The following is a 25,083-nucleotide window of genomic DNA, read 5'->3' as shown; positions in this document are numbered from 1 at the left end:
AAAGCAAAGCCGCTTTTTCCGCGCCCGCTGCAGCGGCGGTGATTTCGCGAAAATCAGCCGGATGCATGATTTTTTAGCGGTTGCCCCGCACTGTTTTCTACGGTTGTGCCGAGCCGGCCAGAGGCGAAAGGTTTCCTTGGCCGTTGCCGTCGTTTCGCCAGAACGATATAATAGCGAATGAGATGGACGTGTCGATTATTGGAGGGAATGTGTACGTGAAAACGACGATTGCTGAAGTGAACCAATATGTAGGTCAAGAAGTCACGATCGGCGCTTGGTTGGCGAACAAGCGCTCGAGCGGAAAAATCGCCTTTTTACAGCTGCGTGATGGGACTGGCTTTATTCAAGGTGTAGTTGAAAAAGCGAACGTCTCAGAAGAGGTATTTCAACGTGCGAAAACGCTGACGCAAGAAACGTCGCTCTATGTGACCGGCACGGTGCGCGTCGACGAGCGTTCACCGTTCGGTTATGAGCTTTCGGTGACGAACATACAGGTCATCAATGAAGCGGTCGATTATCCGATTACGCCAAAAGAACACGGTGTCGAGTTTTTAATGGATCATCGTCACCTTTGGCTTCGTTCGCGGCGCCAACATGCGATCATGAAAATCCGCAACGAATTGATCCGTGCGACGTATGAGTTTTTTAACGAACGTGGCTTCGTCAAAGTCGATGCGCCGATTTTGACTGGCAGCGCACCGGAAGGAACGACCGAGCTGTTCCATACGAAGTATTTTGACGAGGATGCCTATTTATCGCAAAGCGGCCAGCTATATATGGAAGCAGCAGCCATGGCGCTCGGTAAAGTGTTTTCGTTCGGTCCGACATTCCGTGCCGAAAAGTCGAAAACGCGCCGCCATTTGATCGAATTTTGGATGATCGAGCCTGAAATGGCGTTTTACGAATTTGAAGACAATTTGCGGCTGCAAGAAGAGTATGTCTCTTATCTCGTACAGTCGGTGCTTAGCCGTTGCCAACTTGAGCTCGGGCGCCTTGGACGCGACGTCACCAAGCTTGAGCTTGTCAAGCCGCCGTTTCCGCGTCTAACGTATGACGAAGCGATCAAGCTGCTGCATGACAAAGGGTTTACCGATATCGAATGGGGCGATGACTTCGGTGCGCCGCATGAGACAGCCATCGCTGAAAGCTTCGACAAGCCGGTGTTTATCACTCACTACCCGACGTCGTTAAAGCCGTTTTATATGCAGCCAGATCCGAACCGTCCGGACGTCGTGCTATGTGCTGATTTAATCGCGCCGGAGGGATACGGGGAGATTATCGGCGGTTCCGAGCGCATTCATGATTATGAGCTGCTCAAGCAGCGTCTCGAGGAGCATCATTTGCCGCTTGAAGCATATGAATGGTATTTAGATTTGCGCAAATACGGTTCCGTGCCGCACTCCGGATTCGGGCTCGGCCTCGAGCGAACGGTTGCTTGGATTTGCGGCGTTGAGCATGTACGCGAGACGATCCCGTTTCCGCGGTTGCTCAACCGTCTATACCCGTAAAAAAACCCCCTGCAAAAAGGGGGTTTTTTCGCTAGTGTCATGTTATACTATAGTTGAGGTGCATCGGCATGGAAAAGAAAAAGGTGGCCGAATGGCTGGCGCAAGGAAGCGTCGTCGTTCCGAAACTGTTGCTGGACCATTATAAGCAGCTTGGCTTGAGCGAAGGGGAGCTCGTTTTGCTTTTGCATATGCAATCGTTTTTGGAAGAAGGCATCGTCTTCCCGACACCGGCTGAGCTGGCTGAAAAAATGACTGTTTCGGCGGCAGAATGTATGGAGATGGTGCGTCGGCTTTTGCAAAAAGGAATGGTCGGCATTGAGGAGCATACGGACGAACGTGGCGTTCGCGGCGAAAAATATACATTGGAACCGCTCTGGGAACAGTTGGTACATCATTTGTACGCACAGACCGTCAAAGACGGGCAAATCGGTCAGCAAAAAGAAGAGGAAAGCTTGTATACGATATTTGAGCAGGAGTTTGGCCGCCCGCTTTCCCCATTTGAGTGCGAAACACTCTCGATGTGGATCGACCAGGACGGTCATGAGCCGGCCATCATTAAGGCAGCACTGCGCGAGGCGGTGCTATCAGGGAAATTGAATTTCCGCTACATTGACCGCATTTTGTTCGAGTGGAAAAAGAATGGAATCCGGACGATCGAACAGGCGCACGATTACGGCAAAAAATTCCGCAAGCCGAAATCGTCCGCCCGCCCGGTGAAACAAGCGACAGGGGAATTTAAGCAGACGATTCCGTTTTTTAACTGGCTTGACTCATAAACGAGAGGCGTTGTCTCTCGTTTTTGTTTGGCCAACATGGACAGATGGACTGAAGATGGCGAAAGGAGAAGGAGACCGGTGTTGACAAAGCAGCAAATTCGCTACTGTTTGGATGAGATGGCCAACATGTTTCCTGATGCGCATTGCGAGCTTGTGCACCGCAATCCGTTTGAACTGTTGATCGCGGTCGTCTTATCGGCGCAATGCACCGATGCCCTCGTCAATAAAGTGACGAAGCGGCTATTTGAAAAATACAAGACACCGCATGACTACATTGCGGTGCCGCTTGAAGAGTTGGAACAAGACATCCGTTCAATTGGCTTATACCGGAACAAAGCGAAAAACATTCAAAAACTGTGCGCGATGTTAATTGAGGAGTACAACGGTGAAGTGCCGCGCGACCGTGACGAATTGATGAAACTGCCCGGCGTCGGGCGGAAGACAGCGAACGTTGTCGCATCCGTCGCGTTTGGCGTACCGGCCATTGCCGTTGATACGCACGTCGAGCGCGTCAGCAAACGGCTCGGTTTTTGCCGCTGGAATGACTCAGTTCTCGAAGTCGAACAAACGTTGATGAGAAAAATTCCGAAAGAGGAATGGTCGATCACTCACCATCGGATGATTTTTTTTGGACGTTACCATTGCAAGGCACAAGCACCGCAATGCCCGGTATGCCCGCTTCTGCACTTATGCCGTGAAGGAAAAAAACGGATGCGAAAGAAGGAGAATGAACGTGCGCGTGCCGACTAAGTTCGCCCATCCGCTCTTTTTCCCGGACGGCCAAATGCGTGATACGCTTCCTGATGAACCGTTTCCGCGCCTGCTTAAACACGTGCCGTTTTATTACGATATCGTCCACATTCCTCCACTGCCGTGGGAGGAAATCGAACGTTCACTGCCGGCGCTCGTTGCCCTTTGGCGAGAAGAAAAAGAGGAACTCGAACTCTGTTTCGCCCGCCGCGACCGACGCGCCGCCCGCAGCCCGATCGTGCGTGGATTGTCGTATTTGCTGTCGGCGCTCTGCTGGCTGAATGGCCAGCCAGCAACCAATGTAGTCCGTTGGGAGGAGATGGTGGCGGCACTGCCGTATAAACCTGCCAACGCCGTTGAGCGGCTGCAGTTTATTTTCGACCGTCCGGATTTATACCCAGCGTTTGTTCAGCTTCACGAGCTGTTTGTTGAGACAGAGAAGCTCGCTGGCAAACAAATCGCCATGAAAAAACGGATGACCCCATAAATGGGGCATCCGTTTTTTATTTGTCAACTTAGTTGAGTTATTGACGGTTTTCACCGTTCGCACCAGAGACGTTCGTATTCGGCAGCGTTGTTGGTGTCGTCAGTGCAGAGGCACTACTATTGTCCTGGCTATTGCCCTAGTTGTTGTCCTTGCTGCTGCCCTTGCTGTTGTCCTTGCCGTTGTCCAGGTTGTTGCCCAGGCTGTTGTCCAGGTTGTTGCCCAGGCTGTTGTCCAGGTTGTTGTCCAGGTTGTTGTCCAGGTTGTTGTCCAGGTTGTTGTCCAGGTTGTTGCCCAGGCTGTTGTCCAGGTTGTTGCCCAGGCTGTTGCCCTTGGCCGTTGTTTCCATTGTTGTTATTTCCGCTGTTGCCATCTTGCCCGTTATGTCCATCATTCCGGCCATCATCACCATTTTCCTCATCATCCGGCGTTGTCGGGCCTTCACCTTGCTCACCGCCAGGGATGCGGACGTTCGTGATGGCTGGTTTGCTCATCCGCTCGCCATCTTTCGCATAGACGGCAATCGTATACGAAGCGCCTGGCGTTGGGTTCGCGATCGTCATCTTCAGGTCTTTCGTTGTCACAGTTTCCGTATGGCCTTGGTCGTCTTTGATGCGCACTTCAAAGAGCGTATTGTCGGTTTGTTTATCGTACGACCAAGTGACAGAAATCGCATTGGTAGCTTGGTCATACGAAGCGGTTAAGCCTTTCACCGATGGCAGCTCTTTTGGTTCGTCTTTCGCTACTTCTGTCGGTTGGGAGCCTCGCACGAACAGTTCATACGTAATCTCGCTTGCCGGCGTATGTTTACTTGCTAGTTTCGGTGGATTCGTGCCTTTTTTAATCGGCACTTTCACCACGCTGTCCGGCTGTTCGAATTTCCCACTGCCGTCGTCGATGTGGGAGATGAGCGCTTTAAAGAGCGAACGCGAAATTCTTTGTTCCGCCTTGCTGAGATTTGCAGTGCTGCTTCGTTTGCTGAAACCGGTCCAAACAGCGGCGGTATAGTTTGGTGTATAGCCAACAAACCAACTGTCCGGCACAGCGCTCTCCGGTAAATTAAACTTGGCACCGGACGAACCATAGTTTGTCGTCCCCGTTTTGCCGGCCACCTCAACCCCCGGAACGTTGGCGCTTTGCCCTGTACCAGAACGGACGACCGATTTGAGCATATCTGTGATCATGTAAGCGGTGTAGTCCTGCATAACCCGTTTCGGCTTCGGTTTTAAATCCATTTCCGTGCCGTCCGGGAAGACGATTTTTGTCACCGCGTACGGTTTGGTATACAAACCGTTGTTGCCGAAGGCACTGTAGGCACCGGCCATTTGCAGCGGCGACACATAGCGTGCGACACCGCCGATCGAGTACGCTTCCTCTACCTTATCAAAGCCCATGCCAAGCCGATTGGCAAATTCTTGCGCCCGCTCTTTGCCGACCGCTTGGAACGCTTTTAACGCCGGGATGTTACGCGACCAAGTAAGCGCATAGCGCATCGTCACCGGTCCTTTGTATGTCCGATCGGCGTTGCGGATCGGTGTGCCGTCTGAATACGTGTACGGTTCATCAACGATAATGTGTGCAGTTGACCATTTTAAATATTCAATGGCCGGTCCGTAGTCTAAAATCGGTTTAATCGCCGAACCGGGCTGGCCGACCGGCTGAATGGCGTAGTTAAAGCCGAACTGGACATGATCGCGGTTTCGCCCGCCGCCTAAAGCGCGAATGGCGCCTGTTTTCGTATCGACGAGGGCGATAGCCGATTGTAAGTCTTTTTTATTGGTGAAGTACTGCTCTGAGTTTAATAGTTTTTCGACATGCGACTGCGCTTCTTGATCAAGCGTGGTGTAAATTTTCAGTCCGTCTTCAAAGACGTTAACGTTCGCTTTGTCGGTCACTTCTTTGATCACTTCGTCAATGAAGGCATCATACGGCACGGAGCTTTGCGGTTTTTTCCGTTCGGTAAGCATCGATTGGATCGGCACTTGTTTCGCCTTTTCCGCCTCTTCTTGGCTGATGAAGCCGTGTTTCGCCATGAGCGACAAAACAGTATCGCGCCGTTTTTTCGCCGCCTCCGGATGGTCATATGGATTGTACCGGTTCGGGCTTTGCGGCATACCGGCTAAGAGCGCCGCTTCCACAAGCGTCAACTCTTTTAAGTTTGTCTTGCCAAAGTAATATTCTGCCGCCCGGGCAACGCCGTAAATGCCGTCTGAATAATAAATTTTGTTCAAGTACATTTCTAAAATTTCTTGCTTTGAATATTTTTGCTCAAGCTGCAGAGCGAGCCACGCCTCTTGCGCCTTTCGCTCCAACGTTTTTTTCGGCGACAGGAACGACAATTTCACTACTTGTTGGGTGATTGTACTGCCGCCTTCTGCCCCGAATCCTTCTTGAAAATTGGCGACGACGGCGCCGACTAAGCGGACAACATCGATGCCGTGATGGTCATAAAAGCGAGCATCTTCGGTTGCCAACACGGCATTTTCAAGCACTTTCGGCACGTCTTTATACGAAATGTACGTTCGTTTGTGGCCGCCAAGTTCGGCGAATTTTTTTCCGTTCATATCGTATACGGTTGAAGAGAGCGGGTCTTTGATTTTCGTCTCATCAAGTGGAGGAGCGTCCTTGACGAAATAGGCGAACGCCGCCACGCCGCTGGCCGCTCCGATGAAAATCACAAGCAATATGGCAATGGCGATCGTCTTCAACCACGATAGTCCTTTTTTCTTTTTCGCCTTCTTTTGTTTCGCTTGTTTCGCCTGTTTCTCTGCCTGCTTTCGTTCCACACGAGAACGATATTCACCAGACATAAGCAAATCCTGCCTTTCTTACAAGTTTTCACCTCATACGGTGAAGTACACTTTTTCTACTACACTAATATAATCAATTCTCGGCTGATAGCCAAGTGGGATATAATGCCCATATTGCTCGATCTCCCGCTTCGGAATCGACTTTCGCCCGCCGGCTTCTTGTTCATTCCAACGGGCAATTAAATGGGAGGCATCAAGCAAGTACGTTTCATTCAGCACAGAAAAGCGCAAAATGGCAAAGCAAATGCCGCCATGGGCCATCACTTGCTCCATATGGCGGATTTGGTGGGCATGGAAATTTTTTAGCGGAAACGCCGTTTTGTTTTTCGTTTCCTTCGCTTCAAAGTCGATGTATTTGCCGCGGTAGACGCCGTTGTAGTCAGTCGTGGACGCCTGTCGGAAATACGCTTCTTTAATGACAGCAGCGCTGCGTTTCGGGTAGTCGACACGGACGATTTGCACAGGGGTCGGTTTTTTATAGACAACGGCGATGCCGCGCTCCCGGTAATATTCATTCGTCGCATTTAAGTCTTCTTCGAGCGTCATGCCACGGTTGGCGTAATCAGCCGCCATCGGCTGGCGCGCTGCGTTTAGTCTGTTTCCGCGATACTCTTTTCCGCCCGGGTATTTGAGTGCCATGGCGTTCATCTCCTTTGAATGGTTTTTATTATACCATACGTTCAAGCAATGTGCGCTCTTTTTCTTTAATGGGGCGACCTTGCCGTCCTTGTCGAATGACGGCCGCTTCTCGCTTTCTTTGCCGAATCCGTTCTACTTTTGTCGCCGCAGCAGGGAGTTGTTCTTCCCGTCGCGAATGGAATATCATCATGCCAGAAATGGGGGAGAAGGAATGGAAAAACGGCTCGTCAAAAAAGAAGAAATTGAAAAACAGCTCCAGGAAATTGTCGCGCTCATTGAACAGGTGGATGCCAAAATGGAACAAGTCATTGCTGATGTCATTGAAGAACAGTATGCGCAAAATAAGGAGCAGCTCGGGCATCTCGAAGGGAGAATCGCCGGTGTAGAACGGCGGCTTGACGGGGGAAAAGGGGGAACCGAGCTGCGGCTTTCATCAAAATTGTATTTGGTGTAGCTGGTTGATATGATATGATGAAACATATACCAACAGTTCGCAGACGTTCCGGATCGGCATTTGCACTGGACATTCTTCAAACTGAGTTCATCAATATACGCAAGGAGGGCCGCCATGGGGGAAGAGCTGAAAGCGCTGACGGAACAGCTTCACGAGTACAATGAACAGCTGTTGGCGATTGCCCGGCGTGCTCGCGAACGGAATCAAGAGCCAGATTTTTTTGCCGAAGTTAAACCATTTGCGGAGGAAGTGCAGGCAGCCGCCGAACGATGGAAAGAGGCCGCTTCCCGTTGGATTCGCCAGACGCAGCCGAAATATGTTCACGAGCGACAAATTGAAGCAACGGTTGATCATATGACAAAACTGAGCGTTGAGGCATTTTATCCATCCGTTCCCAACCGCCGCATCAAGCAATACAGCCAGGCGGTTGCCTATACGCTCGACCTTGTCAAGGATCGGCTTGGCGAAACAAGCTAGGCTGAAAAAGAGCGATGTTTTCATCTCGAAATGGAAAAGCTGCCCCCTTTGCCGAGGGAGACAGCTTTTTTCTTATGTGTCTTTTCCTGTTGTGATCGAAACAGGGCCGCTCTCTGCGGTAGCGACGGTGTTGATCTCATATTCGACCCGTTCGGTATGCTTCGGCGGTGCTGGTTCACCATGTTTCGGTTTTTCGTGATCATGGCCTTTTCGTTTATGATTGAAATGCACGCCTCGTCCCATTGCACAACACCCCCTTTATATTACGATGGGGCGTTTGAGTGAGAAATATGCAAAAAAAAAGAAGGGAAAAGCTCCCCTAAGGTCTAAAGTCCTGCGAATTCTCCTGTTTCATTCGGTTGATAGGCTCCAGCTTTTTCTAAATCACGCACTAAGTCGCGATACTCGGCGAGCGAAATCTCCCCGCGCAAATAAAGGCGGCGGGCAAAATCGAGCAGTTCGTTCGCCTCAGCTGGTTCGCAATGTTTGACCACCATGAACTTATGTTTCAATTCAGCAATACCCATTGATGCTTTTCCCCCTTCCCCTTTTTTACATCGTACCATGAAAGTAGGGGAAAAAATTGATTTCCGAAAATTAAAACTTCCGACAAGAGATGACATGTCCGCGCGCACGCCGCTCAGTATTGGCACATATACTAGTGGCAGCCTGAAGGAAAAATCGACGATCAAAAAATGGGGGAGAACGAACATGTACCGTTATCCGCGCCCGGTTCCGCCGCCACCCATTCATGGGCCATATAGTCTAAATGGTCATGGGCCTTATCTCAACCATTGGTCTTCACACATTTCATCACCGCCTGCCCATTGGCCTCACGCTGCACCATTCCATGCTGCGATGCCTTCGTACCCGATGCCATATCCGAAGCCGGAGCCGTTGCTGCCGCCACCGCGCCCGTCTTTTCTCGCCCAGTTTAAAAACAACGACGGGACGTACGATATTAACAAAATGATGAATACGATGGGGCAGATGATCAATACAGTCAATCAAGTGAACGGCTTGTTAAAAGGGCTGCTCAGCACGTTTAAAAAATGAGAAAGCCGCTCCCCCGTTCGGTAGGGGAAGCGGCTTTCGCACCGTTAAATCAGTAGCTCGTATACTTCATTCAGCTGATAGACGCGCTCATAATCGCGCTCATCCATCGCATAGCGGATCTCATGAGGCAAAATGCGGTCCAAAAAGGCGCTCTCTTCTTGCGTCAAGTCACGGACAAACTCTCCTTCCCCCTGATACGGTTTGCTGATTAGCTTTTTGTAGATGCGCTTTGGCGTATCATCGTGACCATCCAAGTAGTTAGACAAAATTTCCCGCAAATAGGCGAGCGTTTGTTCCATTACGGTTTGCCCCCTTCAAAAAAAGAAGCAAACGTCCGGCTGACGTTCGTTTTGCCTTTTGCATATGGATTTTCATCTGTGATGCGCTCCGGATCGAGGTTCGTTTTAATCACCAACATCGGCTCATCAGACGGCTCATTGATCAGCCGGTCGTTCAGCTGTTTAAAGTCAGGCAGTTTCGTCATTCGTTTTGCACCTCCTACCAAGTAGCGTAGCTTACCAACAGCGAAAGTATGTATGTCTCGTTTATGCGGTGGAAAAACGCGCAAGCTAATGGCAAACAGCAAGGGGGTGAGCAGACAGTGACGAACCGGAACGACAATCGAAAACGGAAAAACAAATACCCAAACAATCGCGAAGAAATCGGGAAAGAATGGGACATCCAAAAAGATCCGACACCGGAAAACAACAACCGATACGGAAGCCCGTCGCATAAACAATAGAAGACGAATGCAAAAAAGCCGCTCCCGATATCGGGAACGGCTTTTTTACGGCGCGCCTGGGCCGACAAAGGGCGCGTTTTTGAATTTTGACAGCAAGGCCGTTTGTACGATGTTTTTTGACCGTTCTCTCACTTATTTTCTCAGCCAAACGCGTTGTCTCAACGATGTTCATTCACTCAATGTCAATGTATTTCCGCTTTTGCGGCAGTCGGATGATGAGCGTGCCGTTTTGGAACGACGCTTTCACTTCATGTTCGGCAACCGGATACGGAAACGGGATCACCCTCGTCACGCGCCGCCGCGCTTGCTGTCGCTCGTATACATGACCGTTGGCGTCGGCTGATTCGATCATTTCCTGATGATCGATGATAAGCTGCAGCCCGTCTTCGTGCCATTGTAGGCTGATTTGCTCCCGTTTGATGTCGGGCAGCCGGACGATGAGTTGGTAATCGTGTTTCGTTTCTTTCACTTCGATCGGGATATATGCTTCAGCAAATGTTTGCGCGAAGTAGTCGTCAAGTGTTTCAAATAATTTTTGCAGCGGCCGTTCATCAAACCATTGATTTACCATTTTCCGTAAATGGTGGAATGGGTGATCTCCTCCCCTGCCGGCTGGCGGCTGAAACGGTTCATTCATCGCGCTCCCCTCTCTTTCCTTTTTTGAAGTAGCCGATCCAGCGTGCTTGGATGTCTCTGCTCGACCATATTCCCCTAACCGTTGTCAACCATTGATCAGCAATGCGATTCACTTTCAATGTATGTATGAAAAACGAAAAAGTCACTCTGTGTTTTTTAGCGATTTTTCATGTAGATTTCATTTACACCGGATATAATGGCATCACTGTCGATAAGGGAGGAGGCAGTGCCATGCATTGGATTCATTGGCTTGTAACGTTGTTTTTCTCTGGAACTGCCGTATCGCTTCTTTCTTATCAAGCGTTTGAAATCGTTCAAGCTATTGTCGATTGGTTTGTTGACCGCCACTCGTAGCGGGAATATCCATGCAGGCAGCGGTTAGAGCGTGTACACGGCCCAGCTCAGCGAAAGGTACGTGAAGACGGGCGGCTGTTTTAGAATCCACCCGAAGCGGGGCGGCCAAAACAGCCGCCTGTTTCATTTCGAAGGCCGGTCGCCACCGCCGGTTCGCTTTTGTAGTAAAATTGAATTAAGTCCGGAACGGGAAAAGAAAATAGACGCAGGAGATGAGGAATGGCCGATGAATGGACGGATTTTATTGGTCGAAGATGAAGCAGGGTTGGCTCGCTTTTTGGAACTTGACTTGATGCATGAAGGATTCGATGTGCATGTATGCGAAGATGGGCGCGAAGGGCTTGAGCTCGCTCTCTCTGAACCGTGGGATCTCATTTTACTTGATGTTATGCTGCCAAGCTTAAACGGCATGGAAGTCTGCCGGCGCATTCGGGCGGCGAAATCGACGCCAATCATCATGATCACGGCGCGCGACAGCGTATTTGATCGCGTCATGGGGTTGGATAACGGAGCAGATGACTATATTGTCAAGCCGTTTGCGATTGAAGAACTTCTCGCCCGCATCCGCGCTTTGTTTCGCCGCGTTCATCCTGAATCGGGCGGACAAGTGTTGACGTTTAAAGACTTAGTCGTCGATATGCAGGCGCGTACGGTCAAAAAAGGGAATGCGTTTATCGAATTGACGAAACGTGAGTATGATTTGCTCGTCGCCTTTATGCAAAATATCAATGTTGTGTTGACGCGTGATTTGCTACTTGAGAAAGTATGGGGATTTGACACTGAGGTGGAGACGAATGTTGTGGACGTCTATGTCCGCTATTTACGGCAAAAGCTTGACGAACACAATAAAGAGCGGTACATCCAAACGGTGCGCGGCGCGGGATATGTGATGCGGCCATGAAACGACTTCGCCTCCACCGTCTGTCGTTGAAAGGGAAGCTGACCGTTTTATCCGCCGGCGCGATTTTTATTACGTATTTTATTTTCACATTTTTGCAATACCATATTGTGAGGCAATGGCTGCTCAACGAAGAAGAAAAAACGATGGAACAAACTGTGATAGAAATTGAAACTTATTACGCTGAAAAACGTAATGTATCATGGGAAGATATTCGCCGCAGCCGTTCGTTTCTCGAAAAACTGAATGAGCGCTATCAGCTCATTCGTGTCACCGACCGTGACGGAAACGTTATCGTCTCTGTTTCCAACGGTGCGACAGTATCGCTGTCAACAGGCGGCGTGCCTGACAAGCTGAAAATGGATGAACACTTCATCAACAATGAGCGGTTTTTGTTGCTTCGCCAACCGCTTCATATCGGGGACTTGTCTGGGACGATTGAAGTCGCCCGCCGATTGACGAAATTCGAACAAGTGACGAACACGCTATTTGTCATTATGACAGTGCTTGGTTTTGCGGCCATGGCAGCGAGCGCGCTCGCCGGACGGCTTGTGGCACAAAGCTTTATCCGGCCGTTGAAAACGTTGGCAAAAACGATGGCCGACATTAAAAACAACGGGTTAAAGCAGCGCATCGATGTGCCTTCGGCGCGTGACGAGGTCACCGAGCTCATGATGATGTTCAACAGCATGATGGACGAAATTGAACGTTCATTTGCCCTGCAGAAGCAGTTCGTTGAGGATGCGTCCCATGAATTGCGGACACCGCTAGCCATTTTGCAAGGCCATCTTTCCTTGTTGCAGCGGTGGGGCAAGCACAATCCAGAGATTTTGGAAGAATCGCTTGAGGCGGCGGTGAAAGAGGCAGAACGGCTGAAGCGCCTTGTTCTTGAGCTGCTTGATCTATCGCGTACCGAGGAGATGGAAGTGCCAAAAGAGCTCACGCCTATTGATGCTGCCGCAGCCATCGGGCAAATTGTGAAAAATTTCCGTATTTTGCACCCGGATTTTCAATTCATTGTTGATCAACCGGAAAAACCGTTGGCGCGCGTAGCGATCGCAAAACATCATTTTGAACAATTGCTGTTCATTTTGCTTGACAATGCGGTAAAATATTCTCAACAGGTCAAAAAAATCGCTCTTTCGTTGCGCGAGGAAGGATCGTTTGTTACGGTGGCCATCCGCGACTATGGTATCGGCATTCCACGCGAAGAGCTGGAAAACGTCTTTTTACGTTTTTATCGCGTCGATAAGGCGCGCAGCCGCGAACAAGGCGGCGCCGGGCTCGGTCTTTCGATCGCCAAGGAAATGATCGATAAATACGGCGGGCAAATTACGATGGAAAGCGAAGCCGGTCAAGGAACAACGGTTGAGCTCGCCATTCCGAAAGCGGAATAGGAGAGGAGTTGAGACAATGGGGCATTTTCATGAAGAAGAGGCGGTGGGCAAAAAAGCGATTCATCATGTCGTGGAGAAGTTCCGCAAGCGCGGAGTGAAAATCGCGACATGCAAACCGCGAACAATGATGTCACTGTCGTGCTTAGACGAGGTCGATAAAATGAGAGGATAGACTAGGGAGAGGGCAATGGGGAAGAAACAACAAATTGTTCCGGCTATGAAAACGATGAAGCAGTTTGATGCCTTTTTGGCGAGCGGCTATGAAATCGGGGTGCTGCTCGAAGTACATATTGCCCAACTAAAAAGCATCTTCGATTATGCGCGTCGGCATGGCAAGCGGCTTATCATTCACGCCGATTTAGTGCAAGGGCTGAGCCATGATGAACATGCGGCGGAATACCTTTGCCAAGAGTTTCGCCCGCATGGCCTCATTTCGACGAAGGCGAGCGTCATTATGAAGGCGCGGCAAAAACGCGTCCTAGCCGTGCAACGCATCTTTTTACTTGATTCGCACGCTTTGGAGAAAAGCTACCAGCTGATCGCGAAAACCAATCCCGACTATATTGAAGTCATCCCGGGCGCGATGCCGCACATTATCCGCGAGGTAAAGGAGCGAACCGGGAAACCGATTTACGCCGGCGGACTCATCCGCACTCCAGACGATGTCAAGCGGGCGCTAGAAGCTGGCGCAACGGCGGTGACGACGTCAAACGAAGCGCTATGGCGCCACTACGATCGGGATGGCGATGAGTAGGCGGAGATCGTTGAAGCATCGAGCTAGCCAAACGGGCGGCAATCTGCTATAATAAAATCAACAAGTTAATCATCAGTCAGGAGACATGGAGAGACCATGCATACATGGTAGGCAGAACGCTTATCGTGTTTGTCATGGTCTCTTTTTGTCTTTTTTGCACAGGAGGGACTAATCGATGGCTTTTTCAAGCAGACAGCGGAGTGAGTTGTTTAAAGCTATGAGTGAAAAAACGTATGATGTGCTTGTCATCGGCGGGGGGATCACTGGTGGCGGTATCGCCCTTGATGCGGTTTCACGCGGCATGCAAACGGCGCTTGTTGAAATGCAAGATTTTGCGGCTGGGACGTCGAGCCGCTCGACGAAGCTCGTTCACGGAGGTTTGCGCTATTTAAAACAGTTCGAAGTGAAAATGGTTGCTGAAGTTGGGCGTGAACGAGCAGTCGTTTACGAAAACGGCCCGCACGTCACGACACCGGAGTGGATGTTGCTGCCGATTTATCGCGATGGGACGTTTGGCAAGTGGAGCACCTCTGTCGGCTTATGGCTGTATGACCGGCTAGCCGGCGTGAAGAAGAGCGAGCGGCGGACGATGCTTAATGCTAAGCAGACGTTAGAAAAAGAACCGCTGTTAAAGAGCGACGGGCTCCTCGGCGGTGGTTACTATGTCGAATACCGGACTGACGACGCTCGTTTGACGATCGAAGTGATCAAAAAGGCGGTCGAGCTTGGCGCCGACGCCGTCAACTATACGAAAGCAGAACAGTTTTTATATGACGACCGTGGTCGCATCATCGGCGCCCGCTGCCGTGACATGCTAAGCGGGCAGACGTATGACATCCGTGCGAAAACAGTCGTCAATGCCGCCGGGCCATGGGTCGATACATTGCGTGACAAAGACGGCTCGAAAACGAATAAGCGGCTCCAGTTAACAAAAGGTGTCCATCTTGTCATTGATCAAAAGCGGTTTCCGCTCAAACAGGCAATTTATTTTGATACGCCGGACGGCCGCATGGTATTTGCCATTCCTCGTGATGGAAAAACGTATGTCGGCACGACTGATACGTTTTATGACAGCGACCCTGCCCATCCGACGATGACGGAAGAAGACCGCGATTACTTATTGAAAGCAATCCGGTATATGTTCCCATCGGTTGGCATCACGGCTGATGATGTCGAATCAAGTTGGGCTGGCGTCCGCCCGCTCATTTATGAAGAAGGGAAAGATCCGTCGGAAATTTCCCGCAAAGATGAAATTTGGACATCGCCGTCGGGGCTCATTACGATCGCGGGCGGCAAGCTGACTGGCTACCGAAAAATGGCGGAAACGGTCGTCGATCTTGTCGCCAAGCAGCTTGAGAAAAAGGAACAAAAAACGTTCCGGCCATGTCAAACGAAACAGTTGCCGATCTCCGGCGGCGATGTCGGCGGCTCACGCGAGTTGCCGGCATTCATCGCCAAAAAAGCGGAAGAGGCGGTACGTTATGGATGGACGAAAGAAGAAGGGGCACGACTGGCAAAACAATACGGTACGAACGTTGATCGGTTGTTTGCTTTAAGCAGGCAATACGATCGCTCATCTGGCTTAACGCGAGAAACGTTCGTCCGCCTCGTTTACGCGATTGAAGAAGAAATGGCTGTCAAACCCGTCGACTATTTCATCCGCCGCACCGGTTCGCTGTTGTTTGACATTGATTCTGTCCGCCGGGAAAAAGAAGCAGTCATTGCGTTTATGGCCAGCTATTTACATTGGACAGAGGAGCAGACAGCAGTGTATACGAAGGAGCTGGAGCAAGCTCTCTGCCAAGCGGTGTTAGCAGTGGGGGGATGACCGGAGGATCGTAAACAAATAGAAGAATTTTAGTGGGGACAGATGCTCGATAAAGAGGATCCATAGCACCTATCAGGCTCGAATACGGGTACTTTTTTGCTAGATTTTCACGTAAAGTTTACGTAAAATAAAGAAAAGATGAAAGCGGGGGAAGAGGATGGCGATTACCTACAATCCGCAAACGAAGCAGTTTCATTTGCGAGCGGACAAAACAAGCTATATCATGCGCCTTTTCCACTCCGGCTATTTGGCGCACGTGTATTGGGGGAAAGCGGTGCGGGATTGCCAGGCTGCGCGGGGATTTCCACGGCTAAACCGTGCCTTTTCCGCCAACCCCGTCCCATCCGATCGCACGTTTTCGCTCGATACGCTGCCGCAAGAATACCCGGCCTACGGTAACAGCGATTTTCGCGCTCCGGCGTATCAAGTACAGCTTGAGAATGGTTCGACGGTGACCGATTTGCGCTATAAGACGCATCATATTTACAAGGGGAAGCCTAGACTTAACGGACTGCCGGCGACATATGTTGAACACGAACACGAGGCAGAAACATTGGAAATTGTCCTTGAAGATGGACTCATTGGCCTCCGAGTGACGTTGCAGTATACCGTTTACGAAAAGTGGAATGTCATCACGCGGGCGGTCCGTTTTGAAAACAACGGCAATGAGCGATTAAAACTGTTGCGGGCGTTGAGCATGAGCATTGATTTTCCGGATGCCGATTACGACTGGATTCATCTTCCGGGGGCATGGGCGCGCGAGCGTTGGGTGGAGCGGTGTCCGCTTCTCACCGGGGTGCAAGCGGCTGAAAGCCGCCGCGGTGCGAGCAGCCACCAGCAAAACCCGTTCATTGCCCTCGTGCGAAAAAACACTGATGAGCACCAAGGTGAGGTGTACGGGTTTAGCCTTGTGTACAGCGGTCATTTCCTTGCTCAAATCGAAGTCGATCAGTTTCAAACGACCCGCGTCTCTATGGGGATCAACCCGTTTGATTTTACGTGGCTATTGGAACCGGGCGAATCGTTCCAAACACCGGAAGTCGTTATGGTCTACTCTGATCAAGGGTTAAATGGGATGTCGCAGACGTACCATGAACTATATCGCACCCGCCTAGCTCGCGGCACGTTCCGCGACCGCGTCCGCCCGATTTTAATCAACAACTGGGAAGCGACGTACTTTCATTTTAACGAAGAGAAACTTGTCAACATTGCGAAAACGGCGGCGGAATTGGGCATCGAGCTGTTTGTGCTCGATGATGGTTGGTTCGGTGAGCGCGATGATGACCGTCGTTCCCTCGGTGATTGGGTGGTCAATCGGCGCAAACTCCCGCACGGTTTAGACGGACTAGCGAAACAAGTCAACGAGCTTGGGTTGCAGTTCGGCTTATGGATTGAGCCGGAAATGGTGTCACCCAACAGTGAGCTGTACCGCAAACATCCGGACTGGGTCCTCCATGTGCCGAACCGTCCGCGCTCTGAAGGGCGGAATCAACTTGTGCTCGATTACTCCCGCCAAGACGTATGTGATTATATCATTGAAACCATCTCGAATGTGCTTGCGAGCGCTCCGATTGCGTACGTAAAGTGGGACATGAATCGGCATATGACGGAAATCGGCTCGGCTGCCTTGCCGCCTGAGCGCCAACGCGAAACGGCGCATCGCTATATACTGGGGCTATATCGCGTCATGGACGAGATTACTTCGCGCTTTCCGTACATTTTGTTTGAAAGCTGTTCGGGAGGGGGAGGACGGTTTGACCCGGGGATTCTTTACTATATGCCACAAACGTGGACGAGCGACAATACGGATGCCATCTCACGTCTGAAAATTCAATACGGCACGAGCCTCGTTTACCCGATCAGTGCCATGGGGGCGCACGTCTCGGCTGTACCGAACCACCAGGTCAAGCGGATGACGCCGCTCAAGACGCGCGGCCATGTCGCGATGTCGGGCAACTTCGGCTATGAGCTTGATATTACGAAGTTGACGGAAAAAGAAAAGGAAACCATTAAAGAACAGGTGGCATTTTACAAAGACGTGCGTCATCTTGTCCAGTTCGGCACGTTTTATCGGCTGTTAAGCCCGTTTGCGGGCAACGAAGCCGCATGGATGTTCGTCTCTGCCGACCGCTCGGAGGCGCTTGTCGCCTACTTCCGTGTTTTGGCCGAAGCGAACGCCCCGCTGTCATACTTGCGCCTTAAGGGGCTTGACCCGAATCAAGACTATGAAGTTGAGGGGCTGGGTGTTTACGGGGGCGACGAGCTGATGTATGCCGGAGTAGCCTTGCCGTACCGTTTGGGTGATTTCATTAGCATGATGTGGCGATTGAAAGCTGTTCAACGATGAAGAGATGTTCTCGCTGGAGCCTATGCACCAACCTAAACGAATCGAACCCGTTGTCGTTTAGACATCGGGTTCAAATTGTTTGAGCTTCTCGATGATGCGGCGCTTTCGATAAAGCATCTTCCCAGTTTCAGCGATGTCTTCCATAAACGATTTGTTAAACAGCGAACCGAAGATGACGCCGATGATTGGCACAGCTTGGAACAGCTTTTTCCATCCGTATTGGTCGCGGAACGTCATCATCACTTCCCGCCAGCCTTGCAGCTCGGAAAAGACATGCTCACGCTGACTGGAAAATGAAGAAATTTCGTCTAAAATCGCTTTTTTTCCGACGATGTCCGCCGCGGCAAACTGCAAGCATTTGACAACAAACACGCGCTCTTGTTTTTCGTTTGGGTCGTATCCGTATACGATGGCGATCTCTTGCAGTGTTTTCAACGCGAGCCCAAGCAAAGAAGGGATGTCTACCGCCAGCGTCAACGCCCCGCCAACCCCAGTCGCTGCTCCTTGCAGCTGTGCGAACGTCACGCGCGCCGCGATCAACTCATCGCACACGCGATCCATGGTCTCAAGCGGCAAATACGGCACTTCCTCGAGCGACGTGACACCAAGACGTTCCAATATGTTCTCTTTCTTCACTAAGTATTTCCCGCCGTTTTGAATATAGCTTCCTAATTCGTCGAGCAATTGCCCGAGCTTTCGATGAACAATTTTTGGCGTCAGCTTGTCGAGCACTTGAAACGGCAAGCGGCCGAGCTTTTCCCAAAACCAAAGGTCTTTTTGGGAACGTTCCCAAGCAGTGATGGCGTCAAGTTCTTGTTTCAGCGTTTGTCGAGCTTCCATTCCGTTCCGCCTCCTTTTAATAAATAAGGTGAATAAATACTCGAATGTTTATACGTATAAAAAAAGATCGTGTTTCACAATTGATTTTAAATAAAATATTTACTAAAATATTTACAAAAGAAAGAATAACTCAATTTGTTTTTTAAGGAGGCCCTTCCATGATCTCCACGTTAAAACAACAATTTACCAAGCTTTTCGGCGGGCTAGGAGAAGACATCCGCATGTTTTTCGCCCCTGGCCGCGTCAATTTGATTGGCGAGCATACTGATTATAACGGCGGGCACGTGTTGCCGTGTGCGCTTACGATTGGCACATATGCGCTTGTGCGACAAACGAAAGTGCCGCTCGTGCGGCTGTATTCAAAAAACTTCCCAGAAACTGGCGTCATTACTGTGCCGTATGATGATTTGTCATATCGGAGAGAGCATAGCTGGGCGAACTACCCGAAAGGGATCATCGCTGCCTTTCAAGCGCTCGGCCCGCTAGAGACCGGATTAGACATTTTGTATTACGGCACGATTCCAAACGGCGCGGGATTATCGTCATCGGCGTCGATTGAGCTTGTGACGGCCGTCGCCTTAAACAACTTGTTTGAGCGGCAGCTCGACCAGTTGGAACTTGTGAAAATGAGCCAGAACGTAGAAAACAAATATGTTGGCGTCAATTGTGGCATTATGGACCAGTTTGCCGTCGGCATGGGGAAACAAAACTCGGCGATCTTATTAAACTGCCAAACGCTTGAGTATCGCTATTTGCCGCTTGCGCTCGACGACTATTTCATTGTTATTGCGAACACGAACAAAAAACGGGGCTTGGCGGATTCAGCGTACAATGAGCGGCGGACGACGTGCGAAACGGCGCTCGCGAAACTGCAAACGGTGCGGAACATCGCCTCGCTTGGTGAACTGACAAGCACAGAGCTGACTCAATATGCTCACCTTCTTTCCCCGCTTGAGCAAAAGCGGGCCCGCCATGCGGTGACGGAAAACGAGCGTACGCTCGAGGCGGCCACAGCGCTTGAGCAAGGAGATCTCGTTCGTTTTGGCGAGCTGATGAAGCAGTCGCATATGTCACTGCGTGACGACTATGAAGTGACGGGCATTGAGCTCGATACGCTCGTTGAAGCGGCGTGGGCGCACGAAGGAACGATTGGGGCGCGCATGACCGGCGCCGGGTTTGGTGGCTGCACGGTGAACGTGGTGAAAAAAGCATCTATTCAAGATTTCGTTAAACAAGTTGGAAGGACATATGCCGAAAAAATCGGCTATGAAGCGAGCTTTTATGTCGTTGACGTTGGCAATGGGGCGCGTGAACTGATAGAAATGGAGGAGATGTGCCGATGATTTTGATTTGTGGCGGGGCAGGGTATATCGGCAGTCATGCGGTGTACCGTCTGCTCGAAAAAGGGGAAGAGGTCATTGTTGTTGATAACTTGCAGACCGGGCACAGAGAAGCGGTGCATCCGGATGCGCGGTTTTGCCAAGGGGATATTCGCGACCGCGACTTTTTGCGCACGGTGTTTCAGCAGTATGATATTGAGGCGGTGATCCATTTTGCGGCCAACTCATTGGTTGGTGAAAGCATGGAAGAGCCGCTGAAATATTACGACAACAATGTGTACGGCACACAAGTGTTGCTTGAAGTGATGAAGGAATTTGATGTTAGACAAATTGTTTTTTCTTCAACCGCAGCGGTGTATGGGGAACCGAAACAAATCCCGATCGTCGAAACTGATCCGACAGAGCCAACGAACGCATATGGAGAAACGAAGCTGGCGATGGAAAAAATGATGAAATGGGCAGATCGCGCCTACGGTATCCGCTCGATTTCGCTCCGCTATTTCAATGTCGCTGGGGCGTATGGCACGACGATCGGCGAAGATCACAATCCGGAGACGCATCTGATTCCGTTGATTTTAAAAGTGCCGCTCGGCCAGCGCGAGGAAATTTTCATTTTCGGCGATGACTATGATACGCCGGACGGTACGTGCATTCGTGATTACATTCATGTGCTCGATCTTGTTGATGCCCACGTTTTGGCGCTTAACAAACTGCGAAACGGGGCGGATAGTGATGTATACAATTTAGGCAACGGCAACGGGTTTAGCGTTAAAGAAGTGATTGAAGCGGCGCGGCAAGTGACCGGGCATCCGATTCCGGCTCGTGTCATGGCACGGCGGCCAGGCGACCCGGCGAAACTCGTCGCCTCGTCCGACAAAGCGAAGCGCGAACTCGGCTGGGAGCCAAACTACCCGTTCATTACAGATATCGTCGCTTCGGCATGGGAATGGCATCAAGCACGGCCAAACGGTTATCGGGGTGTATGACAATGGAAACGATCTTTGCGGCGATTGAACAACTGATTCATTATGCTCAACATCGTGGTCTGTTAGCGCCGGAAGATGTGGTGTACGCGCGCAACCGCCTGCTTGCGACACTGAAGCTCACGGAATGGCAGCCCGCCGAGGCCAAAGACATTCCTTTGGCCTCTCCCGATCGGGTGTTGAACGCCATCATCGATTGGGCGTATGAACAAGGATTGTTGGAAACGAATACGATGACCGAGCGTGATATATGGGATGCGAAACTGATGGACTGCGTCATGCCGCGACCGTCAGAAGTGATTCGCACCTTTTACGAGCGGTATCACCGCGATCCGCAAGAGGCGACCGACTGGTTTTATTCGCTCAGCCAGGCGTCCAATTACATCCAAACAGCGCGCATTGCCCAAAACCGGCAATGGAAAGTATCAACCATGTACGGCGAATTGGATATTACCATTAACTTGGCGAAACCGGAAAAAGACCCGAAAGAAATCGCCAAACGAAAAGAGATGCCATCATCGTCGTATCCGAAATGTGTGTTGTGCAAAGAAAATGAAGGGTATGAAGGAACGTGGGGCCATCCTGCCCGCTCCAACCATCGCGTCATCCCTATCACTTTATTAGGCGAGCAGTGGTATTTTCAATATTCCCCTTACGTGTATTACAATGAACATTGTATCGTCTTTCATGCCGAGCATGTGCCGATGAAAATGGATCGGAAAACGCTTGAACGGTTGCTTGATTTCGTAGAACAGTTTCCACATTATTTTATCGGCTCGAATGCTGACTTGCCAATTGTCGGCGGTTCGATTTTAACACATGACCATTTTCAAGGCGGACGCTATACGTTTGCGATGGAAAATGCGGAGATTGAGGAATACATTTCCATTCCTTCGTTTCCGTCATTGACGGCAGGTATTGTCCGTTGGCCGATGTCAGTTATCCGCTTAACAGGAGCGAAAGAGGAAGTGTTGGAAGCAGCGGTACGCCTGTATGACACGTGGCGGGCGTACAGTGATCCTGATGTTGACATCATCGCCTACAGCGGCGATGTTCCGCACAACACGATCACCCCGATTGCTCGGCGTCGTGGTCATTTGTTTGAGCTTGACATCGTGTTGCGCAACAATCGAACATCCACGGAACATCCGTACGGCATTTTTCATCCGCATGAAGAACTACATCATATCAAAAAAGAAAATATCGGCTTGATTGAAGTCATGGGATTGGCGGTGTTGCCGGGTCGACTTGACTTGGAGCTCGAGACGTTGGCTGATTATCTTGTGCACCGGACGAAAAAAGAAGACTGGGATGAAACCATGCTTAAACATTGGGACTGGTATGAATCCATTCTCTCAGCTAATCCGTATACTACGAAAGACAACGTTTACGAGTTGTTGCGCAATGAAGTTGGGCAGCGGTTTGTCACCGTGTTAGAGCATGCTGGGGTGTTTAAACGGGACAAGCGAGGGAAGGATGCGTTCCGACGCTTTCTCAGCTATGCAATTGCAAACATGTCGTCCTTTGTATAAATGCGGCGAAAAAACTCGTTTCATATGAAACATAAGGAAGGGATCGCGAACAGACTATGGCTACGCTAAAAGAAATTGCTGAAAAAGTCGGTGTCTCAGTCGCGACAGTGTCGCGCGTGCTCAATTATGATACAACACTATCCGTCTCGGATGAGACGAGAAAGCGCATTTTTGAAGTTGCTCAAGAGCTGAACTACAAAACACTAAGGGAACGAAGCCAGCAGGCGCGCGAATCGTTTCGCCTCGGGCTGATTCATTGGTATTCCGAACGTCAGGAAATCGATGACCCGTATTATATGGCGATCCGTCTTGGAGTGGAAAAAGAATGTTTTGAACGTGGCATCCAACTTGTCAAATTGTTCAAACAGAACGGCGCTTATCCGATTGAACGGATGAAGGAACTTGATGGTATCATCGCTGTCGGGAAATTCGGACCGAAAGAAGTGAGCGACTTTGCTCGAGGAGCGAAGCAAATCGTGTTCGTCGACTGTTCACCTGATGAACGTCAGTTTGACTCGGTCGTCATCGACTTGCGCCAAGCGACGATCACGGTGTTGGATTACTTGCTTCAGCTTGGGCACACGAAAATCGGGTATATCGGCGGCCGCGAATATGTCGATGGGGAGACGCCGATCCGCGATGAGCGCGAAACAGCCTTTTACGAATACTTATACGTCAAAGGGATGTACGACTCGCGTGATGTATGGATTGGCGCCTTTACTGCTGAAGATGGCTATCGGCTGATGAAAGAAGCGATTGCCAAAGGTGATTTGCCGACGGCGTTTTTTATCGCCAGCGATTCGATGGCAATCGGCGCTTTACGCGCGTTGCATGAGGCTGGGATTGCTGTTCCTCAGGACGTAGCCATCGTCGGGTTCAATGATCTTCCGACTGCGGCATTTCTCCATCCCCCGCTTTCGACAGTGAAAGTGTATACTGAGTTTATGGGGGAAACAGCTGTTGAGCTACTCATCGAACGGTTGACGACAAAACGGACGATTTGCAAGAAAGTCATCGTGCCGACCGAACTCGTCGTCCGTGCTAGCAGCGAGATCGATAAAAAGGGGAGCGGTCAATAAGCCGCTCCCTTTTTCATTAATGAAATTCGATGTCGACGCGCTTTTTCGTTCCTGCCGCTGTTTTTGGGATGTGAATATCGAGCACACCGTTTTTGTATGTCGCGCGAATGTTTTCCGTCGCCGCATCAGCTGGCAGCGTGATCGAGCGTTGGAAGCGGCCGAAAAAGCGTTCGCGCCGGTGCATTTGTTCTTCTTTGACATCATGATGGCGCTGAATGGTGCCGCTGATCGTCAACATATTGTTGTTTACATCAATATGCACATCTTCTTTTCGCTCAAGCCCTGGCAAATCGCATGAAACGACGTACTCGTTGGCTGTTTCATGCATGTCCATGCGCGGCATCCAGTGATGTTCGTCCGTATGGGCAAACAGCGACGGAAAATCACTTGTAAAAAAGCGGTTCATATCGCGACGGATCGATTCTAAATGGCGGAACGGATCATACGGAATTAACGCCATAGTTGCTTTCCTCCTTGACATGAAATGTTTTTCCGTTCAGTAGTGTGAGTCGGATTCTCCTGATTTATGTATGATTCGCTTGCAATTGTTCCATTGCCGTCAAATATGCTTGAATAAGTGCGATTTTCATGTCATTCGGCAAGTCAGCGGAGGACACTCGCTTCATGGCATAGTAAAATTTCACTTCGGGTGTCTGCCGTACGCGCGGATGCGTCCACTCATCGCGCAGCTCTTGAATGATCATTTCATATAGAAGAGACTTGCTTTCCTGTTCATTGAGCGATTCCGACGTCAGCGACCGGTTCGGCCAAAGACGGCGATAGGCATCAAGCAATGCAGAAAACGGTTGATCCATCGTTATATTCTGCCTCCCTATGACGGTTACTTGTTGTCAGCTATTGATGATCTTCCGAAATTCTCTCCTTATTATAGCATACGGCGATCGAGAAGATACTCGCGAGTCAATCTTATGTAAAGAGTGGCGATTGTGGTTTATGAACGAATTTCATGTTCTGTCTATACGGAAAGATAAAAGCTGCAAAGTACCCACCTTTATCTTCATACAGGGAGGGCGATTTACCAGCTGAAGATTTCTGTATGCAGCTTTGGCTGTCCATTCTGGATACGAAACGGGTTATTGCTTTATCAAAAAAGTAGTTGACATAAAGTTATAACATAATATAAAATAAAAAACAGTGTCTCGGCTAATAACCGAGGTGCACTGATGAAATGATCGTAAAGCAAAACGATCACAAAAAACTATTGACAAATAATAAATGGTGAGTATAATGAGTAATTGCCGCGACAGAACAGGTGCGGTGATGAAAAGAGAAAAATAAAAAGATAGTTGACATTTTGAAAGAATGATTTATAATAATAAATGTCGCAATGAGGTTAAATTCCTTATCCTTGTTCCTTGAAAACTGAACGAAACGAAGC

General features: G+C 50.1%; 29 protein-coding genes. 19 read left to right on the top strand and 10 right to left on the bottom strand.

What is annotated here, in order from left to right; genetic code table 11:
• The first annotated feature begins 215 nt into the window (after positions 1-215).
• From asnS to DSM465_RS0106645, 4 genes are all read left to right on the top strand, one after another.
• The gene (gene asnS / locus DSM465_RS0106660) at positions 216-1,508 is read left to right on the top strand and encodes an asparagine--tRNA ligase (protein WP_008879580.1); all 1,293 of its coding nucleotides are present in this window, start codon (positions 216-218) and stop codon (positions 1,506-1,508) included.
• 68 nt (positions 1,509-1,576) lie between these two features.
• On the top strand, positions 1,577-2,284 hold the full coding sequence (locus tag DSM465_RS0106655; protein WP_008879579.1) for a DnaD domain-containing protein: 708 nt from the start codon (positions 1,577-1,579) through the stop codon (positions 2,282-2,284).
• A 78-nt stretch (positions 2,285-2,362) separates the two neighbouring features.
• Positions 2,363-3,034 carry an endonuclease III gene (nth, locus tag DSM465_RS0106650; protein WP_008879578.1) on the top strand — a complete coding sequence of 224 codons (672 nt, stop codon included), beginning with the start codon at positions 2,363-2,365 and terminating at the stop codon, positions 3,032-3,034.
• Positions 3,012-3,521 (top strand): YpoC family protein, encoded by a 510-nt coding sequence (locus tag DSM465_RS0106645; RefSeq protein ID WP_029760961.1) that lies wholly within the window; start codon positions 3,012-3,014, stop codon positions 3,519-3,521. Before nth ends, DSM465_RS0106645 begins: the two co-directional genes overlap by 23 nt.
• A 128-nt stretch (positions 3,522-3,649) precedes the next feature.
• On the opposite strand, the gene DSM465_RS0106640 is transcribed toward DSM465_RS0106645, so the two are convergent.
• Entirely contained in the window at positions 3,650-6,328 is a 2,679-nt protein-coding gene (locus tag DSM465_RS0106640) for a transglycosylase domain-containing protein (RefSeq protein ID WP_029760960.1), read from the bottom strand.
• Positions 6,329-6,361: 33 nt separating this feature from the next.
• On the bottom strand, positions 6,362-6,967 hold the full coding sequence (gene recU, locus DSM465_RS0106635) for a Holliday junction resolvase RecU (RefSeq protein ID WP_029760959.1): 606 nt from the start codon (positions 6,965-6,967) through the stop codon (positions 6,362-6,364).
• Here recU and DSM465_RS19835 point away from each other — a divergent pair.
• Together DSM465_RS19835 and DSM465_RS0106625 are read left to right on the top strand one after the other, a co-directional pair.
• Positions 6,966-7,421: a hypothetical protein gene (locus tag DSM465_RS19835; protein ID WP_230459210.1), complete on the top strand. Its 456-nt coding sequence runs from the start codon at positions 6,966-6,968 to the stop codon at positions 7,419-7,421. The genes recU and DSM465_RS19835 overlap by 2 nt on opposite strands.
• A gap of 114 nt (positions 7,422-7,535) precedes the next feature.
• Positions 7,536-7,898, top strand: a complete 363-nt coding sequence (locus DSM465_RS0106625; RefSeq protein ID WP_008879573.1) for a YppE family protein — start codon at positions 7,536-7,538, stop codon at positions 7,896-7,898.
• Between the two features lie 72 nt (positions 7,899-7,970).
• Here DSM465_RS0106625 and DSM465_RS19590 read toward each other — a convergent pair whose 3' ends face one another.
• Positions 7,971-8,141: a hypothetical protein gene (locus tag DSM465_RS19590; RefSeq protein ID WP_008879572.1), complete on the bottom strand. Its 171-nt coding sequence runs from the start codon at positions 8,139-8,141 to the stop codon at positions 7,971-7,973.
• An 83-nt stretch (positions 8,142-8,224) separates the two neighbouring features.
• A complete protein-coding gene (locus DSM465_RS0106615; RefSeq protein WP_008879571.1) occupies positions 8,225-8,425 on the bottom strand; it encodes a YppF family protein in 201 nt (66 codons plus the stop codon).
• A 184-nt stretch (positions 8,426-8,609) separates the two neighbouring features.
• Between DSM465_RS0106615 and DSM465_RS0106610 the strand changes: the two genes are divergently transcribed.
• On the top strand, positions 8,610-8,954 hold the full coding sequence (locus DSM465_RS0106610) for a YppG family protein (protein ID WP_008879570.1): 345 nt from the start codon (positions 8,610-8,612) through the stop codon (positions 8,952-8,954).
• A gap of 44 nt (positions 8,955-8,998) precedes the next feature.
• Here DSM465_RS0106610 and DSM465_RS0106605 read toward each other — a convergent pair whose 3' ends face one another.
• Complete coding sequence (locus tag DSM465_RS0106605; protein WP_008879569.1) at positions 8,999-9,253, bottom strand: sigma-G-dependent sporulation-specific acid-soluble spore protein CsgA; 255 nt, start codon at positions 9,251-9,253, stop codon at positions 8,999-9,001.
• Positions 9,253-9,438 carry a hypothetical protein gene (locus tag DSM465_RS0106600; protein ID WP_008879568.1) on the bottom strand — a complete coding sequence of 62 codons (186 nt, stop codon included), beginning with the start codon at positions 9,436-9,438 and terminating at the stop codon, positions 9,253-9,255. The genes DSM465_RS0106605 and DSM465_RS0106600 overlap by 1 nt, the downstream gene beginning before the upstream one ends.
• A gap of 117 nt (positions 9,439-9,555) precedes the next feature.
• Between DSM465_RS0106600 and DSM465_RS19585 the strand changes: the two genes are divergently transcribed.
• Entirely contained in the window at positions 9,556-9,696 is a 141-nt protein-coding gene (locus tag DSM465_RS19585) for a hypothetical protein (protein ID WP_008879567.1), read from the top strand.
• Positions 9,697-9,868: 172 nt separating this feature from the next.
• On the opposite strand, the gene DSM465_RS0106590 is transcribed toward DSM465_RS19585, so the two are convergent.
• Positions 9,869-10,333: an Hsp20/alpha crystallin family protein gene (locus DSM465_RS0106590; protein WP_008879566.1), complete on the bottom strand. Its 465-nt coding sequence runs from the start codon at positions 10,331-10,333 to the stop codon at positions 9,869-9,871.
• Positions 10,334-10,563: 230 nt separating this feature from the next.
• Between DSM465_RS0106590 and DSM465_RS20075 the strand changes: the two genes are divergently transcribed.
• The 7 genes from DSM465_RS20075 to DSM465_RS0106555 all read left to right on the top strand — a co-directional run bounded on the left by DSM465_RS20075 (position 10,564) and on the right by DSM465_RS0106555 (position 17,910).
• Positions 10,564-10,686 (top strand): hypothetical protein, encoded by a 123-nt coding sequence (locus tag DSM465_RS20075; RefSeq protein ID WP_008879565.1) that lies wholly within the window; start codon positions 10,564-10,566, stop codon positions 10,684-10,686.
• 226 nt (positions 10,687-10,912) lie between these two features.
• A complete protein-coding gene (locus DSM465_RS0106580) occupies positions 10,913-11,587 on the top strand; it encodes a response regulator transcription factor (protein ID WP_029760957.1) in 675 nt (224 codons plus the stop codon).
• The gene (locus DSM465_RS0106575) at positions 11,584-12,981 is read left to right on the top strand and encodes a HAMP domain-containing sensor histidine kinase (protein WP_029760956.1); all 1,398 of its coding nucleotides are present in this window, start codon (positions 11,584-11,586) and stop codon (positions 12,979-12,981) included. The genes DSM465_RS0106580 and DSM465_RS0106575 overlap by 4 nt, the downstream gene beginning before the upstream one ends.
• A gap of 16 nt (positions 12,982-12,997) precedes the next feature.
• Positions 12,998-13,153, top strand: a complete 156-nt coding sequence (locus DSM465_RS19580; protein ID WP_008879562.1) for a hypothetical protein — start codon at positions 12,998-13,000, stop codon at positions 13,151-13,153.
• 15 nt (positions 13,154-13,168) lie between these two features.
• Positions 13,169-13,735, top strand: a complete 567-nt coding sequence (locus DSM465_RS0106565) for a glycerol-3-phosphate responsive antiterminator (protein WP_008879561.1) — start codon at positions 13,169-13,171, stop codon at positions 13,733-13,735.
• 175 nt (positions 13,736-13,910) lie between these two features.
• Complete coding sequence (locus DSM465_RS0106560; RefSeq protein WP_008879560.1) at positions 13,911-15,563, top strand: glycerol-3-phosphate dehydrogenase/oxidase; 1,653 nt, start codon at positions 13,911-13,913, stop codon at positions 15,561-15,563.
• Between the two features lie 157 nt (positions 15,564-15,720).
• Complete coding sequence (locus DSM465_RS0106555; protein WP_029760955.1) at positions 15,721-17,910, top strand: alpha-galactosidase; 2,190 nt, start codon at positions 15,721-15,723, stop codon at positions 17,908-17,910.
• A gap of 57 nt (positions 17,911-17,967) precedes the next feature.
• Here the strand turns inward: DSM465_RS0106555 and DSM465_RS0106550 are convergent, their stop codons facing one another.
• A complete protein-coding gene (locus DSM465_RS0106550) occupies positions 17,968-18,750 on the bottom strand; it encodes an EcsC family protein (protein WP_029760954.1) in 783 nt (260 codons plus the stop codon).
• 158 nt (positions 18,751-18,908) lie between these two features.
• On the opposite strand from DSM465_RS0106550, the gene DSM465_RS0106545 reads away from it, so the two are divergent.
• Genes DSM465_RS0106545 through DSM465_RS0106530 form a run of 4 tightly spaced genes read left to right on the top strand, consistent with a single transcriptional unit; the run spans position 18,909 to position 23,684 of the window.
• A complete protein-coding gene (locus tag DSM465_RS0106545) occupies positions 18,909-20,093 on the top strand; it encodes a galactokinase (RefSeq protein ID WP_029760953.1) in 1,185 nt (394 codons plus the stop codon).
• Positions 20,090-21,076 carry a UDP-glucose 4-epimerase GalE gene (gene galE, locus DSM465_RS0106540; RefSeq protein ID WP_008879556.1) on the top strand — a complete coding sequence of 329 codons (987 nt, stop codon included), beginning with the start codon at positions 20,090-20,092 and terminating at the stop codon, positions 21,074-21,076. Before DSM465_RS0106545 ends, galE begins: the two co-directional genes overlap by 4 nt.
• Before the next feature lie 2 nt (positions 21,077-21,078).
• Complete coding sequence (gene galT, locus DSM465_RS0106535) at positions 21,079-22,605, top strand: UDP-glucose--hexose-1-phosphate uridylyltransferase (RefSeq protein ID WP_029760952.1); 1,527 nt, start codon at positions 21,079-21,081, stop codon at positions 22,603-22,605.
• Positions 22,606-22,661: 56 nt separating this feature from the next.
• Complete coding sequence (locus DSM465_RS0106530; RefSeq protein WP_011887665.1) at positions 22,662-23,684, top strand: LacI family DNA-binding transcriptional regulator; 1,023 nt, start codon at positions 22,662-22,664, stop codon at positions 23,682-23,684.
• 16 nt (positions 23,685-23,700) lie between these two features.
• Here DSM465_RS0106530 and DSM465_RS0106525 read toward each other — a convergent pair whose 3' ends face one another.
• Together DSM465_RS0106525 and DSM465_RS0106520 are read right to left on the bottom strand one after the other, a co-directional pair.
• Positions 23,701-24,144 carry an Hsp20/alpha crystallin family protein gene (locus tag DSM465_RS0106525; protein WP_008879553.1) on the bottom strand — a complete coding sequence of 148 codons (444 nt, stop codon included), beginning with the start codon at positions 24,142-24,144 and terminating at the stop codon, positions 23,701-23,703.
• A 64-nt stretch (positions 24,145-24,208) separates the two neighbouring features.
• Complete coding sequence (locus DSM465_RS0106520) at positions 24,209-24,499, bottom strand: hypothetical protein (RefSeq protein ID WP_008879552.1); 291 nt, start codon at positions 24,497-24,499, stop codon at positions 24,209-24,211.
• Positions 24,500-25,083: the final 584 nt, after the last annotated feature.

The organism is Geobacillus thermodenitrificans subsp. thermodenitrificans DSM 465, assembly GCF_000496575.1.
Classification (GTDB): Bacteria; Bacillota; Bacilli; order Bacillales; family Anoxybacillaceae; genus Geobacillus; species Geobacillus thermodenitrificans.
The sequence above is the reverse complement of the archived record's forward strand: the minus strand, read 5'-3'. Positions and strand labels throughout refer to the sequence as shown.